This is a genomic window from Pseudomonas sp. KBS0710 (genome assembly GCF_005938045.2).
Taxonomy (GTDB): Bacteria; Pseudomonadota; Gammaproteobacteria; order Pseudomonadales; family Pseudomonadaceae; genus Aquipseudomonas.
This window is the reverse complement of the sequence record NZ_VCCF02000001.1, coordinates 6,042,842-6,058,004: the sequence shown is the minus strand read 5'-3', so window position 1 is coordinate 6,058,004 and position 15,163 is coordinate 6,042,842. Positions and strand designations below refer to the sequence as shown.

The 15,163-nt window shown below is 60.2% G+C and carries 15 protein-coding genes and 1 pseudogene; 12 read left to right on the top strand and 4 right to left on the bottom strand.

The features are described from left to right. Positions 1-49 precede the first annotated feature (49 nt). Positions 50-1,642, top strand: a complete 1,593-nt coding sequence (locus FFI16_RS27560; protein WP_138813312.1) for an ABC transporter substrate-binding protein — start codon at positions 50-52, stop codon at positions 1,640-1,642. A 26-nt stretch (positions 1,643-1,668) separates the two neighbouring features. On the opposite strand, the gene radC is transcribed toward FFI16_RS27560, so the two are convergent. After that, the gene (radC, locus tag FFI16_RS27555) at positions 1,669-2,343 is read right to left on the bottom strand and encodes a DNA repair protein RadC (RefSeq protein WP_138813311.1); all 675 of its coding nucleotides are present in this window, start codon (positions 2,341-2,343) and stop codon (positions 1,669-1,671) included. Between the two features lie 143 nt (positions 2,344-2,486). On the opposite strand from radC, the gene coaBC reads away from it, so the two are divergent. The 4 genes and pseudogenes from coaBC to argB all read left to right on the top strand — a co-directional run bounded on the left by coaBC (position 2,487) and on the right by argB (position 6,743). Next, positions 2,487-3,695 (top strand): bifunctional phosphopantothenoylcysteine decarboxylase/phosphopantothenate--cysteine ligase CoaBC, encoded by a 1,209-nt coding sequence (coaBC, locus tag FFI16_RS27550; protein ID WP_015886530.1) that lies wholly within the window; start codon positions 2,487-2,489, stop codon positions 3,693-3,695. Between the two features lie 5 nt (positions 3,696-3,700). Continuing rightward, positions 3,701-4,156 carry a dUTP diphosphatase gene (dut, locus tag FFI16_RS27545; protein WP_138813310.1) on the top strand — a complete coding sequence of 152 codons (456 nt, stop codon included), beginning with the start codon at positions 3,701-3,703 and terminating at the stop codon, positions 4,154-4,156. 240 nt (positions 4,157-4,396) lie between these two features. Beyond that, positions 4,397-5,818, top strand: a pseudogene (locus FFI16_RS27535) (phosphomannomutase/phosphoglucomutase); the annotation flags it as partial. 19 nt (positions 5,819-5,837) lie between these two features. Then, entirely contained in the window at positions 5,838-6,743 is a 906-nt protein-coding gene (gene argB / locus FFI16_RS27530) for an acetylglutamate kinase (RefSeq protein ID WP_138813307.1), read from the top strand. Between the two features lie 178 nt (positions 6,744-6,921). Here argB and pyrE read toward each other — a convergent pair whose 3' ends face one another. After that, positions 6,922-7,566, bottom strand: coding sequence for an orotate phosphoribosyltransferase (gene pyrE, locus FFI16_RS27525; protein ID WP_017135848.1), 645 nt, complete (start codon positions 7,564-7,566; stop codon positions 6,922-6,924). A gap of 82 nt (positions 7,567-7,648) precedes the next feature. Between pyrE and FFI16_RS27520 the strand changes: the two genes are divergently transcribed. Next, positions 7,649-8,428, top strand: coding sequence for an exodeoxyribonuclease III (locus FFI16_RS27520; RefSeq protein WP_003176915.1), 780 nt, complete (start codon positions 7,649-7,651; stop codon positions 8,426-8,428). Positions 8,429-8,486: 58 nt separating this feature from the next. Here the strand turns inward: FFI16_RS27520 and FFI16_RS27515 are convergent, their stop codons facing one another. Together FFI16_RS27515 and rph are read right to left on the bottom strand one after the other, a co-directional pair. Continuing rightward, positions 8,487-8,855: a DUF4870 domain-containing protein gene (locus tag FFI16_RS27515; protein WP_138813306.1), complete on the bottom strand. Its 369-nt coding sequence runs from the start codon at positions 8,853-8,855 to the stop codon at positions 8,487-8,489. 22 nt (positions 8,856-8,877) lie between these two features. Next, a complete protein-coding gene (gene rph, locus FFI16_RS27510; RefSeq protein ID WP_003213280.1) occupies positions 8,878-9,600 on the bottom strand; it encodes a ribonuclease PH in 723 nt (240 codons plus the stop codon). A gap of 217 nt (positions 9,601-9,817) precedes the next feature. On the opposite strand from rph, the gene FFI16_RS27505 reads away from it, so the two are divergent. The 6 genes from FFI16_RS27505 (at position 9,818) to FFI16_RS27480 (ending at position 15,114) form a co-directional block, all read left to right on the top strand. Then, positions 9,818-10,681, top strand: coding sequence for a YicC/YloC family endoribonuclease (locus FFI16_RS27505; protein ID WP_056860836.1), 864 nt, complete (start codon positions 9,818-9,820; stop codon positions 10,679-10,681). 10 nt (positions 10,682-10,691) lie between these two features. After that, positions 10,692-11,312, top strand: a complete 621-nt coding sequence (gmk, locus tag FFI16_RS27500; protein WP_138813305.1) for a guanylate kinase — start codon at positions 10,692-10,694, stop codon at positions 11,310-11,312. A 167-nt stretch (positions 11,313-11,479) separates the two neighbouring features. Next, positions 11,480-11,743, top strand: coding sequence for a DNA-directed RNA polymerase subunit omega (gene rpoZ / locus FFI16_RS27495; protein ID WP_003176920.1), 264 nt, complete (start codon positions 11,480-11,482; stop codon positions 11,741-11,743). A gap of 60 nt (positions 11,744-11,803) precedes the next feature. Then, positions 11,804-13,909, top strand: a complete 2,106-nt coding sequence (spoT, locus tag FFI16_RS27490; RefSeq protein ID WP_056860838.1) for a bifunctional GTP diphosphokinase/guanosine-3',5'-bis pyrophosphate 3'-pyrophosphohydrolase — start codon at positions 11,804-11,806, stop codon at positions 13,907-13,909. Positions 13,910-13,933: 24 nt separating this feature from the next. Then, entirely contained in the window at positions 13,934-14,314 is a 381-nt protein-coding gene (locus FFI16_RS27485; protein ID WP_003176922.1) for a RidA family protein, read from the top strand. Positions 14,315-14,370: 56 nt separating this feature from the next. Continuing rightward, a complete protein-coding gene (locus FFI16_RS27480; protein ID WP_138813304.1) occupies positions 14,371-15,114 on the top strand; it encodes a hypothetical protein in 744 nt (247 codons plus the stop codon). The last annotated feature ends 49 nt before the right edge of the window (positions 15,115-15,163 follow it).

Sequence of the window (15,163 nt, the reverse complement as noted above, 5' to 3'; positions counted from 1 at the left end):
TCCAGACTGCACTCGCAGATGGGCCTTCGATCTGCAAAGGAAACCGAATATGCGCCTCGCTGCCCTACCGCTATTGCTCGCCCCTCTATTCATCGCGCCGCTGGCCTCTGCGGCCACCAACCTGAGCGTTTGCACCGAGGCCAGCCCCGAAGGGTTCGATGTGGTGCAGTACAACTCGCTGACCACCACCAATGCCTCGGCCGACGTGCTGATGAACCGCCTGGTGGACTACGACGCCACCGCCGGCAAGCTGGTGCCGAGCCTGGCGGACAGTTGGGAAGTGTCGCCCGATGGCCTGGTGTACACCTTCAAGCTGCACCCGGACGTGAAATTCCATCGCACCGAGTATTTCACCCCAAGCCGCACCCTCACCGCCGAAGACGTGCGCTTCAGTTTTGAACGCATGCTCGACCCGGCCAACCCATGGCACAAGATCGCCCAGAGCGGCTTCCCGCATGCGCAATCGCTGCAATTGCCCACACTGGTCAAGAAAATCGACGCCCTCGACCCGCTGACCGTGCGTTTTACCCTTGATCACGCCGACTCCACCTTTCTCGCCGCCTTGAGCATGGGTTTTGCTTCGATCTACCCGGCCGAATACGCCGACAAGCTGCTCAAGGCCGGCACGCCTGAAAAACTCAACAGCCAGCCCATCGGCACCGGCCCGTTCGTGTTTGTACGGTTTCAGAAAGACGCCGTGGTTCGCTATAAAGCCAACCCGGATTACTTTGCCGGCAAACCGACTGTGGATAACCTGATCTTCGCCATCACCCCGGATGCCAACGTGCGCCTGCAAAAGCTGCACCGCGATGAATGCCAGATCGCCCTGTCGCCAAAGCCACTGGATGTGGGTGAAGCAGAGAAAGACCCCGCGCTCAAAGTAGAAAAAACCCCGGCCTTCATGACCGCATTCGTCGCGATCAACAGCCAGCACCCGCCGCTGGACAAGCCCGAAGTGCGCCAGGCGATCAACCTGGCTTTCGACAAAGGCAGCTACCTCAAGGCGGTATTTGAAGGCACCGCCGAAGCGGCCAACGGCATTTTCCCTCCCAATACCTGGAGCTACGCCAAGGACTTGCCGGGTTATCCACAGGACATCGCCAAGGCCAAGACGCTGCTGGAGCGCGCCGGGCTCAAGAATGGCTTCAAGACCACGATATGGACTCGCCCCACCGGCAGCCTGCTGAACCCCAACCCCAACCTCGGCGCGCAGCTGTTGCAGGCGGATCTGGCCAAGGTCGGCATCCAGGCCGAGATTCGCGTGATCGAGTGGGGTGAACTGATCCGCCGCGCCAAAGCCGGCGAACATGACCTGTTGTTCATGGGCTGGGCCGGCGACAACGGCGACCCGGATAACTTCCTCACCCCGCAGTTCTCGTGCGCAGCGGTAAAATCCGGCACCAACTTTGCCCGTTATTGCGACCCGGCCCTGGACAAGCTGATCAGCGCCGGCAAGACCACCAGCGAACAAGGTGTGCGCAGCAAGCTCTACCAACAGGCCCAGGCACAGATTCAGCAACAGGCCCTGTGGCTGCCATTGGCGCACCCCACTGCGTTCGCCCTGGCACGCAAGAATATCGACGGCTACCAGGTAAGCCCATTTGGGCGCCAGGATTTCTCCAAGGTCAGCGTCAAGCCTTGAGTGCCCGCCCCGCCCCATGGGCGGGGCTACAACCAGCCGTATTCCGCCATCGACAAGGGGTCGCCATCCCCCACGATGATATGGTCGAGCACCCGTACATCCACCGACTCCAAAGCCTTTTGCAGGATTTTGGTTAGTTTTCGATCAGCCGCACTCGGCTCGACGCTGCCGGACGGATGGTTATGGCACAGGATCAGCGCCGCCGCGTTATAAGCGAGGGCGCGCTTGACCACTTGTCGCGGATAAACGATAGCCGTGTCGATGGTGCCCTCAAATAGCGCCTCAAAGCCCAGCACTCGATGCTTTGAGTCAAGGAACAGGCAGCCGAATATTTCGTGGGGTTCGTGGCGCAGCAAGGCCTTGAGGTACTCGCGCACGGCCAGCGGGCTTTCCAGCACCGAGTCGGCACGCAAGCGTTCGGCCATATGCTGCCTGGACATTTCCAGCACCGCCTGCAACTGGGCAAATTTTGCCGGCCCCAACCCCAACTGCTGGCTGAACAGCGTCTGGCTGGCCTCCAACAGCGGGCGCAGGCCACCGAATTGCGCCAATAGGTGGCGCGCCAGGTCGACCGCGCTTCTGCCGGAAACCCCGGTACGCAGGAAGATCGCCAACAACTCGGCATCCGAAAGACTCGCCGCGCCCCATTCCAAAAGCTTCTCCCGTGGGCGTTCCGCCACAGGCCAATCGCGAATACTCATCCCGCCTCCCTCTGCACGTGCGCCACTGTTGCCTGGCGGTCGCTGTGTTATCTTAAGCCCTCTTTTTTGCATGTGATTTCCCCTGGGGAGGGGGCATCGCAGGCGTCACTGAACTGGCATCACTGAACTGGAAAGGCAAACCAATGCAGCGTCTGTATCGGAAACGCATCGTTCTCGGCGTCGGCGGCGGCATTGCCGCCTACAAGAGCGCAGAACTGGTTCGCAGGCTCCTGGACCAGGGCGCCGAAGTGCGCGTGGTCATGACCCGTGGTGGCAGTGAGTTCATCACCCCGCTGACCATGCAGGCCTTGTCTGGCCACCCGGTTCACCTGGACCTGCTGGACCCGGCGGCCGAAGCCGCCATGGGCCATATCGAGCTGGCCAAATGGGCCGACCTGGTGCTGATCGCCCCGGCCACCGCCGACCTGATCGCCCGCTTGGCCCAAGGCATTGCCGATGACCTGCTGACCACTCTGGTACTGGCCACCGACGCCACCGTCGCCATCGCACCGGCCATGAACCAGGCCATGTGGCGCGACCCGGCCACCCAGGCCAACACCCAGCTTCTGCAAAGCCGAGGCCTCAAAGTGTTTGGCCCGGCGTCCGGCAGCCAGGCCTGTGGCGACGTGGGCATGGGCCGCATGCTCGAAGCCACCGACCTCGCGCTGTGCGCCGCCGAGTGCTTTCAACACCTGGCACTCACGGGCAAACATGTGCTGATTACCGCCGGCCCGACCCAGGAAAACATCGACCCGGTGCGTTACATCACCAACCATAGCTCAGGAAAAATGGGCTTTGCCTTGGCGGAAGCTGCGGTCGAGGCAGGCGCACGCGTCACCCTGATCACCGGCCCGGTGCACTTGCCGACCCCCGATCGGGTCACCCGAATCGACGTAGTCAGCGCCCGCGACATGCTGGCGGCCTGCGAAGCGGCCATTCCCTGCGACCTGTTTATCGCCTCGGCAGCGGTTGCGGACTACCGCCCGGAAGTTGTCGCCCCGCAAAAGCTTAAGAAAGACCCTACAAGCGGCGACGGCCTGCTCCTGCAAATGGTGCGCAACCCGGACATCCTGGCCACCATCGCCACGCGCCCGGATCGCCCCTTCAGCGTCGGTTTTGCCGCCGAAACCGAGCACCTGCTGGACTACGCCGCACGCAAGTTGAAAGACAAAAACCTCGATCTGATCGTTGCCAATGATGTCGCCAACCCGAGCATCGGCTTCAACAGCGAGGAAAACGCCTGCAGCGTGATCGACCGCGAGCTGCACGCCACCCTTTTCGCCCAGACCAGCAAGGGCAAGATTGCCCGCCAGCTGATCTCATTTATCGCCCAACGGCTGAACCAGGTTTAATTTACATGCACGCTTTGCAAGCCAAGATCCTCGACCCCCGCATCGGCAACGAATTTCCTCTGCCGGCCTATGCCACGCCGGGCTCTGCCGGCCTGGACCTGCGCGCCATGCTCAAGCAAGACACAGTGCTGGAGCCGGGCCAGACCATCCTCATCCCTACCGGCCTGTCGATCTACGTCGGCGACCCGGGCCTGGCGGCATTGATCCTGCCGCGCTCGGGCCTGGGCCACAAACACGGCATCGTGCTGGGCAACCTCGTAGGCCTGATCGATTCGGACTATCAGGGCGAACTGATGGTGTCGTGCTGGAATCGTGGCAACACTGCATTCAACATCGCTATCGGCGAGCGCATCGCCCAGTTGGTGCTGGTACCGGTGGTACAGGCACACTTCGAACTGGTGCAGGAGTTCGACGAAACTCAGCGCGGCGCAGGTGGTTTTGGGCATTCCGGCAGCCACTGACTAAGCTGAACCTTGCCGGACGCACTTGTCCGGCAAGACGCCACCGCATGGCTATTCAGGATGAAGAATGTGCGGATTTATTCAGCGAGATTTCCACAATGAAATCAATGCATTACGCGAACGCCCAAGCAGCGTCAGCACGCCGATGGCATTTTTGCACCACGAACTCTCTGCCGAAAACACCGTCATACCCTTCAGTTTGAGCCTGCCGGTCAGCCACTTTAAGGCCAGCTTTGCCCCCTTCAGATGGAGTTCACCCCCGCGATGAGTACCGCAGCCCGAGTAGCCCCGACATTCCCCGACAGCATCTTCCGCGCCTACGACATTCGTGGCGTGGTGCCCAAGACCCTGACCGCCGAAACCGCCTACTGGATCGGCCGCGCCATCGGCGCCCAGAGCCTGGCCCAGGGCGAGCCTAATGTCTCGGTAGGCCGCGATGGCCGCTTGTCCGGCCCGGAGCTGGTGGAACAACTGATCCAGGGCCTCGCTGAGAGCGGTTGCCACGTCAGCGACGTCGGCCTGGTGCCGACACCGGCGCTCTACTACGCAGCCAACGTACTGGCCGGCAAATCCGGGGTGATGCTCACCGGCAGTCATAACCCGTCGGACTACAACGGTTTCAAGATCGTCATCGCCGGTGACACCCTGGCCAATGAACAGATCCAGGCCCTGCACGATCGCCTCAAGACCAACGATCTGACCAGCGGCAAAGGCAGTGTCACCAAGGTCGACATTCTGCAACGCTACTCTGACCAGATCACTGGCGACGTCAAACTCGCCCGCCGCCTGAAGGTGGTGGTGGACTGCGGCAACGGCGCAGCCGGCGTTATCGCTCCGCAACTGCTCGAAGCCCTTGACTGCGAAGTGATCCCGCTGTTCTGCGACGTTGACGGCAACTTCCCCAACCACCACCCGGACCCAGGCAAGCCGGAAAACCTGGTGGACTTGATCGCCAAGGTCAAGGAAACCGGCGCCGACGTGGGCCTGGCTTTCGATGGGGATGGCGACCGTGTTGGGGTTGTGACCGACACTGGCGAAAACGTGTTCGCCGACCGCCTGCTGATGCTGTTTGCCCGTGACGTGGTGGCGCGCAACGCCAACGCCGAAATCATCTTCGACGTGAAGTGCACCCGCCGCCTCACGCCGCTGATCAAGGAATATGGCGGGCGCCCGCTAATGTGGAAGACAGGTCATTCGTTGATCAAAAAGAAAATGAAGGAAACCGGCGCGCTGTTGGCCGGTGAAATGAGCGGCCACGTGTTTTTCAAAGAGCGCTGGTTCGGGTTTGACGACGGTATTTACAGCGCCGCCCGCCTGCTGGAGATCCTCAGTAAGGAAAAATCCACGGCGCAGGAGCTGTTTCAGACCTTCCCGAATGATATTTCTACGCCAGAGATCAATATACATGTGACCGAGGAGAGCAAATTCAGCATCATTGACGCACTGCACGATGCGCAATGGGGCGAAGGCGCCAACCTGACCACCATTGATGGTGTGCGAGTCGATTACGCCAAAGGCTGGGGCCTGGTTCGCGCGTCCAACACCACACCGGTGCTGGTCCTGCGCTTCGAGGCGGATACCGAGGCTGAGTTGCAGCGCATCAAGGACGTGTTCCACGCCCAGTTGAAACGTGTTGCCCCTGATCTCCAATTACCGTTCTGATTTTTTACCGGAGCCCTGAATGACCCTCGAACGCGAAGCCGCTGCCAATACTGCCAAGGTCCTGTCCGAAGCGTTGCCTTACATTCGACGCTACGTCGGCAAGACGCTGGTGATCAAGTACGGCGGCAATGCCATGGAGAACGAAGAGCTGAAAAATGGCTTCGCGCGCAATGTCGTGCTGATGAAAGCAGTGGGCATCAACCCGGTGGTGGTGCATGGTGGTGGGCCGCAAATCGGCGACCTGCTCAAGCGTCTGTCCATCGAGAGTCACTTCATTGATGGCATGCGCGTCACCGATGCACAAACCATGGACGTGGTCGAAATGGTGTTGGGCGGTCAAGTCAACAAAAGCATTGTCAACTTGATCAATAGCCACGGCGGTAGCGCGATTGGCCTGACCGGCAAAGATGCCGAACTGATCAGGGCCAAGAAACTGACCGTGACGCGAATGACACCGGAGATGACCACTCCAGAAATCATCGACATCGGCCAGGTCGGCGAAGTGATCGGCATCAACACCGACTTGCTGAACCTGTTGGTCAAGGGCGATTTCATCCCGGTGATCGCGCCAATCGGCGTGGGCGCTAACGGTGAGTCCTACAACATCAACGCCGACCTGGTGGCCGGCAAAGTAGCTGAAGCGCTGAAGGCTGAGAAGCTGATGCTGCTGACCAACATCGCCGGCCTGATGGACAAGGAAGGCAAGGTGTTGACCGGCTTGACCACTCAACAAGTGGACGAGCTGATCGCCGATGGCACCATTTACGGCGGCATGCTGCCCAAAATCCGTTGCGCACTGGAAGCCGTGCAAGGCGGCGTGGGCAGTTCGCTGATCCTGGATGGCCGCGTACCGAACGCGATTTTGCTGGAAATCTTCACCGATACCGGTGTGGGCACGCTGATCAGTAACCGCAAGCGGCCTTAAACGGCAAAAACAAAAGGCCCCGCTCAATCACATTGAGCGGGGCCTTTTTGTTTGCACTTGATCCAAATGTGGGAGCGGGCTTGCTCGCGAAAGCGGAGTGTCAGTCACTGTATATGTTTCTGACCCACCGCATTCGCGAGCAAGCCCGCTCCCACACAAGCCCGCATGGGCTAGCGTGTCAGACGCCGAACTGCTCGCGGTACGCGCGCACCGCCGGCAAATGCTGCTTGAGCTGCGCATCATCTTCCAGGTATTGCAGCACCTGGTTCAGCGACACGATGCTCACCACCGGAATACCGAAATCACGCTCCACTTCCTGGATTGCCGACAACTCACCGTTGCCGCGCTCCTGGCGGTTCAGCGCGATCAGCACGCCGGCGGCCTTGGCGCCTTCCTGCGAGGCAATGATCTGCATCACTTCACGGATGGCGGTGCCGGCGGTGATCACGTCGTCGATGATCAGCACGTCGCCCTTTAGCGGAGCACCGACCAGGCTGCCGCCTTCGCCGTGAGCCTTGGCCTCTTTGCGGTTGAAGCACCATGGCAAATCCAGCTCATGATGTTCAGCCAGGGCCACGGCGGTCGCGGCCGCCAAAGGGATGCCCTTATAGGCTGGGCCGAACAGCACGTCGAAGGAAATACCGCTGTCAACGATGGCTGCCGCGTAGAAACGACCCAGCTGAGCCAGGGCCGAACCCGAGTTGAACAAGCCTGCATTGAAGAAGTAAGGGCTGGTGCGCCCAGACTTCAACGTGAACTCACCGAAGCGTAAAACGCCGCGATCGATGGCAAAACGAATGAAATCGCGTTGATACGCCTGCATGAAAAAAGCCTCAGATACCACGGATTTAGCTAATTAGGTAGACGGCGTGTATCATACACGCACGCGATTTTTGGGGCCATTTATGCGGATCATCAGTGTGAACGTCAATGGTATTCAGGCTGCAGTCGAGCGTGGTTTGCTCAGTTGGCTGCAAGCACAGAATGCCGACGTCATCTGCCTGCAGGACACCCGCGCCTCCGCCTTTGAACTGGACGACCCAGCCTTCCAACTGGATGGCTACTTCCTTTATGCCTGTGATGCCGAAGTCCCTGCCCAAGGTGGCGTGGCTTTGTACTCACGGTTGCAACCCAAGGCGGTCATCAGCGGCCTCGGCTTCGAGACAGCCGACCGCTACGGGCGCTACCTGCAAGCCGATTTCGACAAGGTCAGCATCGCGACCTTGCTGCTCCCTTCGGGGCAGAACGGCGATGAAGACTTGAACCAGAAGTTCAAGCTAATGGACGATTTCGCCCGTTACCTGGATAAACAGCGACGCAAACGTCGCGAGTACATTTACTGTGGCTCGCTGTACGTGGCGCAACAGAAGCTGGATATCAAGAACTGGCGCGACAGCCAGCAATCACCGGGCTTCCTGGCGCCGGAACGGGCCTGGATGGACGAGATTGTCGGCAACATGGGTTATGTGGATGCCCTGCGCGAAGTCAGCCGTGAAGGCGACCAGTACAGCTGGTGGCCGGATAACGAACAGGCTGAGATGCTCAACCTGGGCTGGCGTTTCGACTACCAGTTGCTGACCCCCGGCCTGCGCCGGTTTGTCCGCAGCGCACGCTTGCCGCGTCAACCGCGCTTTTCGCAGCACGCGCCGCTGATCGTGGACTACGACTGGACATTGACCATCTAAGGTCTTTTTCCAAGCACAAAAAAACCGACATCACTGTCGGTTTTTTTGTGCCTGTTCATTATTTGACCACTCGCCAGGTCAACGGGTAGCGATAGGCTATCCCCTTGTTGGCCTTGATGCTGCCGATGATAGTCAGCACCACCGTGGCAATCGCCAGGGCAAACATCAGGAAAAACCCGATAACTGCGAACGCCAGCACGATGCACGCCATCCAGGCGATGGCCACGGTGATCTGGAAGTTCAGGGCTTCCTTGCCCTGATCGTCAATGAACGGGTCCACTTCTTTCTTCATCTGCCACAGGATCAGTGGCCCCACGACACTGCCGAAGGGGAACACAAACCCCAGAAACGCCGAGAGATGACACAACATGGCCCCCTGGCGCACTTCGTAGGAAGGCGTAGGCACCGGCATTTGGCTGTCATTCATGGCGCTTCTCCTTGAGGCGGGCTTAGTCGGCCAGTGCGGCGTTCTGCAGTTCGAAGATTTCGGTCATGCCTTTCTGGGCCAAGGCGAGCATGGCGTTCAGGTCGGCCGGCTGGAATGGCGCGCCTTCGGCGGTGCCCTGCACTTCGATGAAACCACCGGTGCTGGTCATCACCACGTTCAGGTCGGTCTCGGCGGCCGAGTCTTCCAGGTAGTCCAGGTCCAGCACAGGCTCGCCTTGATACATGCCCACCGACACAGCGGCGATCATCTGCTTGAGCGGGTCGCCGCCTTTTAGGCCGCCGCGCTTCTTGATCACTTTAAGCGCATCAACCAGGGCCACCATGGCGCCGGTGATGGAGGCGGTGCGGGTGCCACCGTCAGCCTGGATGACGTCGCAGTCGACGTACAGGGTCACGTCGCCCAGCTTGGACATGTCCAGGGCTGCGCGCAGCGAGCGGCCGATAAGGCGCTGGATTTCGAGGGTGCGGCCGCCTTGCTTGCCACGGCTGGCTTCACGCTGGTTACGCTCGCCAGTGGCGCGCGGCAGCATGCCGTACTCGGCAGTCAACCAACCCTGGCCCTGGCCCTTGAGGAAACGCGGCACGCCGTTTTCGACGCTGACGGTGCAAATCACTTTGGTATCGCCAAACTCGACCAGTACAGATCCCTCGGCGTGTTTGGTGTAGTTGCGGGTAATGCGGATCGAGCGGAGCTGATCGGCAGCGCGACCACTTGGACGTTTCATAGGGGATACCTGTACGAAGGACGAAAAACTGCCGAGCATTATAGAGCCGCGAACCGTTTCGGGGCACTTCTAAAAAATTCGGTTACGAATGGCCTGCTCGGCGCCCATTGTTTGGGCGCGCTCGCCCCACTGCGCTACAATCCTGCGCCTTCGCAGCCTGTCGGCTCCAACTTACTCATCAGCCCGTATTTGCGGGACTGCATCGCGAGGTACTTCCATGGTGCACAGCATGACCGCCTTCGCCCGCGTCGAAAAAGCCGGCGTCCAGGGCACCCTGAGCTGGGAACTGCGCTCGGTCAACAGCCGTTACCTGGAGCCGCACCTGCGCCTGCCGGAGTCGTTCCGCGACCTCGAAGGCGCGGTGCGTGAAGCGCTGCGCCAGGGTATCTCCCGGGGCAAGCTGGAATGCACCCTGCGCTTTACCGAAGAAACCACCGGCAAGCCGCTGCAGGTCGACCGCGACCGTGCCGCGCAACTGGTAGCCGCCGCCGAAACCATCGCCGGCCTGATCAAGCAGCCGGCCGCGTTGAACCCGCTGGAAGTGTTGGCCTGGCCCGGCGTATTGGTGGCCGATGCCACCGACCCGCAAGCCCTCAATGCCGAAGCCCTCGCCCTGTTCACCCAGGGCTTGAAGGAGCTCAAGGCCGGCCGCGAGCGCGAAGGCGCCGAACTGGCCCGCCTGATCAACGAGCGCCTGACCTCAATTGAAGAAGACGTGGTCACCCTGCGCGAACTGGTACCGCAGATGCTCGCTACCCAGCGTCAGAAGGTTCTGGACCGCTTCACCGACATGAAGGCCGACCTCGACCCCGTGCGCCTGGAGCAGGAAATGGTGTTGCTGGCGCAGAAAAGCGACGTGGCCGAAGAACTCGACCGCCTGAGCACCCACATCCTTGAAGTGCGCCGCGTGCTCAAGTCCGCTGGTGCCGCCGGTCGGCGTCTGGACTTCCTGATGCAGGAACTCAACCGCGAAGCCAATACACTGGGCTCCAAGGCCTTTGATCCGCGCAGCACCACGGCTGCGGTCAACCTCAAAGTGTTGATCGAGCAGATGCGCGAACAAGTACAGAATATTGAGTAAGGCAAATTCCATGACCCACAGCACTGGCACCCTTTACATCATTTCCGCCCCTTCGGGCGCGGGCAAGAGCAGTTTGGTCAAAGCCCTGACCGACGCTGACGATCAGATCCGCATTTCGGTCTCTCACACCACCCGTGCCATGCGCCCAGGTGACGTGAACGGCGTGCACTATCACTTCGTCGAGCATACTGAGTTCGTCAAGATGATCGAACACGGAGACTTCCTGGAACGCGCCGAAGTCTACGACAACCTCTATGGCACGTCGCGGAGCCATCTGCAGCAGACGCTGGACGAAGGCCACGACCTGATCCTGGAAATCGACTGGCAAGGTGCCGAGCAAGTGCGCCAACTGATGCCCAATGCGCGCTCGATCTTCATTCTGCCGCCGTCTTTGGAGGCGTTGCACGAGCGTCTGAAGAATCGTGGCCAGGACAGCGACGAGACCATCGAAGGCCGCATGCGCAAAGCCGTTAGCGAAATGAGCCACTACGTCGACTACGACTACCTGGTCATCAACGACGTTTTTGCCCACGCACTGGATGATTTGAAGGCGATTTTCCGCACCAATCAGCTCCAGCAAAAGCGTCAGCAGCAGCGTTATGGCAAATTATTGGCCGAACTGCTCGGTTGATTGGCCCTTCCCAAAACCGCTGCAAGGGCTTTACATTGGCACTTGTAGCGGTTTTGCGAGGGCGCGGGAAAAATCAGCGCTTCCCTAAACGCTGGTGATTTTTTAAACTGTTTAGTCCGCTCGCCCAACCGGGCAGCGCGCATCTTGCATTCGCTCCGAGGAATACCATGGCCCGCGTAACCGTTGAAGACTGCCTAGAACACGTGGATAACCGCTTTGAGCTGGTCATGCTCTCTACCAAGCGTGCCCGTCAACTGGCCACCGGCGGCAAAGAGCCCCTGGTCCAGTGGGAAAACGACAAGCCTACCGTTGTAGCCCTGCGTGAAATCGCCGAAGGCCTGATGAGCTACGAGTTCATCGCCAACGCTGAAATCGTTGAAGACGAACCGCTGTTTGCAGCGTTCGAGGACGAGTCCAACGAGGCCGTCTAAGCCTATGCCTGGTCGACGTAGCACGGCGCGGGGTCACAGCCAACGGCAGGAGTTCATACTTTGCCGAGCATAGACGCCCTCGCCGATCGCTTATCGGCCTACCTCGGCCCAGACCAGGTCAACCTGGTCCGCCGAGCGTATTTCTACGCCGAACAAGCCCACGACGGCCAACGCCGCCGAAGCGGCGAGGCGTATGTCACGCATCCTCTTGCGGTGGCAAATATTCTTGCCGACATGCACATGGACCATCAGAGCCTGATGGCCGCGATGCTGCATGACGTGATCGAAGACACCGGCATCGCCAAGGAAGCGCTCAGCGCCCAATTTGGCGAAACCGTGGCCGAACTGGTCGATGGGGTCAGCAAACTGACCCAGATGAACTTCGAGACCAAGGCCGAAGCCCAGGCAGAAAACTTCCAGAAAATGGCCATGGCCATGGCGCGGGATATCCGTGTGATTCTGGTCAAGCTGGCTGACCGCCTGCACAACATGCGCACGCTGGAAGTGCTGTCCGGCGAAAAACGCCGGCGCATCGCCAAGGAAACCCTGGAAATCTACGCGCCCATCGCCAACCGGCTGGGCATGCATGCCATTCGTATCGAATTCGAAGACCTCGGTTTCAAGGCCATGCACCCAATGCGCTCGGCGCGCATCTACCAGGCAGTCAAGCGCGCACGCGGCAACCGCAAGGAAATCGTCAACAAGATCGAAGAGTCGCTGAGCCACTGCCTGGCGATCGACGAGATTGAAGGCGAAGTCAGCGGCCGGCAAAAACACATCTACGGCATCTACAAGAAGATGCGCGGCAAGCGCCGGGCCTTCAACGAGATCATGGACGTGTACGCGTTCCGGATCATCGTCGACAAGGTAGACACCTGCTACCGCGTGCTGGGCGCTGTACATAATTTGTACAAACCCCTGCCGGGCCGCTTCAAGGATTACATCGCCATTCCCAAGGCCAACGGCTATCAGTCGCTGCATACCACGCTGTTCGGTATGCACGGGGTGCCGATCGAGATCCAGATCCGTACGCGGGAAATGGAAGAGATGGCCAACAACGGCATCGCCGCCCACTGGCTGTACAAGTCCAGCGGCGACGAACAGCCAAAAGGCACGCACGCCCGTGCTCGCCAGTGGGTCAAAGGCGTGTTGGAAATGCAGCAACGTGCTGGCAACTCCCTGGAATTTATCGAAAGCGTGAAGATCGACCTGTTTCCGGACGAGGTCTACGTATTCACGCCCAAAGGCCGAATCATGGAGCTGCCCAAAGGCTCCACGGCGGTCGACTTTGCCTACGCGGTGCACACCGACGTCGGTAACAGCTGCATCGCCTGCCGGATCAACCGTCGCCTCGCGCCGCTGTCCGAACCGCTGCAAAGCGGCTCCACGGTCGAGATTGTCAGTGCACCCGGCGCGCGCCCGAACCCGGCCTGGCTCAACTTCGTGGTTACCGGCAAAGCGCGGACACATATCCGCCACGCCCTGAAGTTGCAACGCCGCTCCGAATCCATCAGCCTCGGCGAACGCCTGCTGAACAAGGTCCTCAACGGTTTCGACAGCGCTCTGGACAAGATCCCGGCAGAGCGCGTGCAAGCGATGCTCCATGAGTACCGCCAGGAAACCATCGAAGACCTGCTGGAAGATATCGGGTTGGGCAACCGCATGGCCTACGTCGTAGCTCGCCGCTTGCTCGGCGAAGGCGAGCAGTTGCCAAGCCCGGAAGGCCCGCTGGCGATTCGCGGTACCGAAGGCCTGGTGCTCAGCTATGCCAAGTGCTGTACGCCGATCCCGGGCGACCCGATTGTCGGCCACTTGTCGGCGGGCAAAGGCATGGTGGTGCATCTGGACAACTGCCGCAATATCACCGAAATCCGCCACAACCCGGAAAAATGCATCCAGCTTTCCTGGGCCAAGGACGTGACCGGCGAATTCAACGTCGAGTTGCGCGTGGAACTGGAACACCAGCGCGGCCTGATCGCCTTGCTGGCCAGCAGCGTCAACGCGGCCGACGGCAACATCGAAAAAATCAGCATGGATGAACGCGATGGCCGCATCAGCGTGGTCCAGCTGGTGGTCAGCGTGCACGACCGTGTGCACCTGGCCCGCGTGATCAAGAAACTGCGCGCCCTGACCGGAGTGATCCGCATCACCCGCATGCGTGCATAGCCCCTCTCTTACAAGGAGCAACTCATGACCAAGACTGTTATCACCAGCGACAAAGCCCCGGCCGCCATTGGCACTTACTCCCAGGCGATCAAGGCCGGCAACACCGTCTACATGTCCGGCCAGATCCCGCTGGACCCTAAGACCATGGAACTGGTTGAAGGCTTCGAAGCACAAACCGTACAAGTCTTCGAAAACCTGAAATCCGTAGCCGAAGCCGCCGGTGGTTCGTTCAAGGACATCGTCAAGCTGAACATCTTCCTCACCGACCTGAGCCACTTCGCCAAGGTCAACGAGATCATGGGCAAGTACTTCGAACAGCCGTACCCAGCCCGCGCCGCCATCGGCGTTGCAGCCCTGCCAAAGGGCGCACAGGTCGAGATGGACGCAATTCTGGTCATCGAGTAAAACACCCGGCGCAGCCTCAACAGGCTGCGCCGACTTCGTTTCAGAAGGATTTCATGATGCGCAAAGCGCTTGTAGCCACTTCGTTGCTCGCCCTGTTGCTCGGCGGCTGCGCCAGCAACCCCGCCGACCTGGATGTAAGCGGCACCTGGATCAACCAGGCCGCCATCAACGCGGCAGCCAAGGGCGGCCCTTTGCGTGAAGCGTTGCAGAGTTTTGGCCCGAACCTCGAATGGGAGGTCAACACCAAGGCTTTGCAGGCGCGCTACTACAACGGTTTTGAAGTCGCCGAAGGCAAGTTGCTCGGCGATAAATCCGGCGCCTGGAACGTCGAGTTCTACGGCAGCTCCGCCACCGAACTCAAGCGCAAAGGCAAACAACTGCTGCAAGTGGCCAACGATAACGAGCCCGAGCAGTTGTTCGCCCGTGCCAAGGATCCCGCCCCGGAAGGCGCGCCACTGGGTGCCAACTTCGAACGGGCACTGTATGCAGCCTATATGGGCGGCGACTGGAAGATTACCGACGGCACCGGCGATGGCGCCACGGTGCAGTTCCAGGCCGATGGCAAGGTCGCCGGCCTGCCAGGCGTCGACCGCTACTCACTGTGCCTGGCGGGCGACTGCGCCTCCATGAGCGGCGGCTATGACAGCATCTGGCTGCAACTGAATGGCCAGGGCAACCCGTGGATCTTCACGCGCAAGGGCAAGCAGCTGGCGATATACCAAGCGATCAACACCGCCCTGGCTGACGAGGTGCCGCAGTTCACGCCCGGCCCGCGCCAATGGCTGCTTGAGAAGAAATAACAGCAAAATACATATCTCAATGTGGGAGCGGGCTTGCTCGCGAATACGG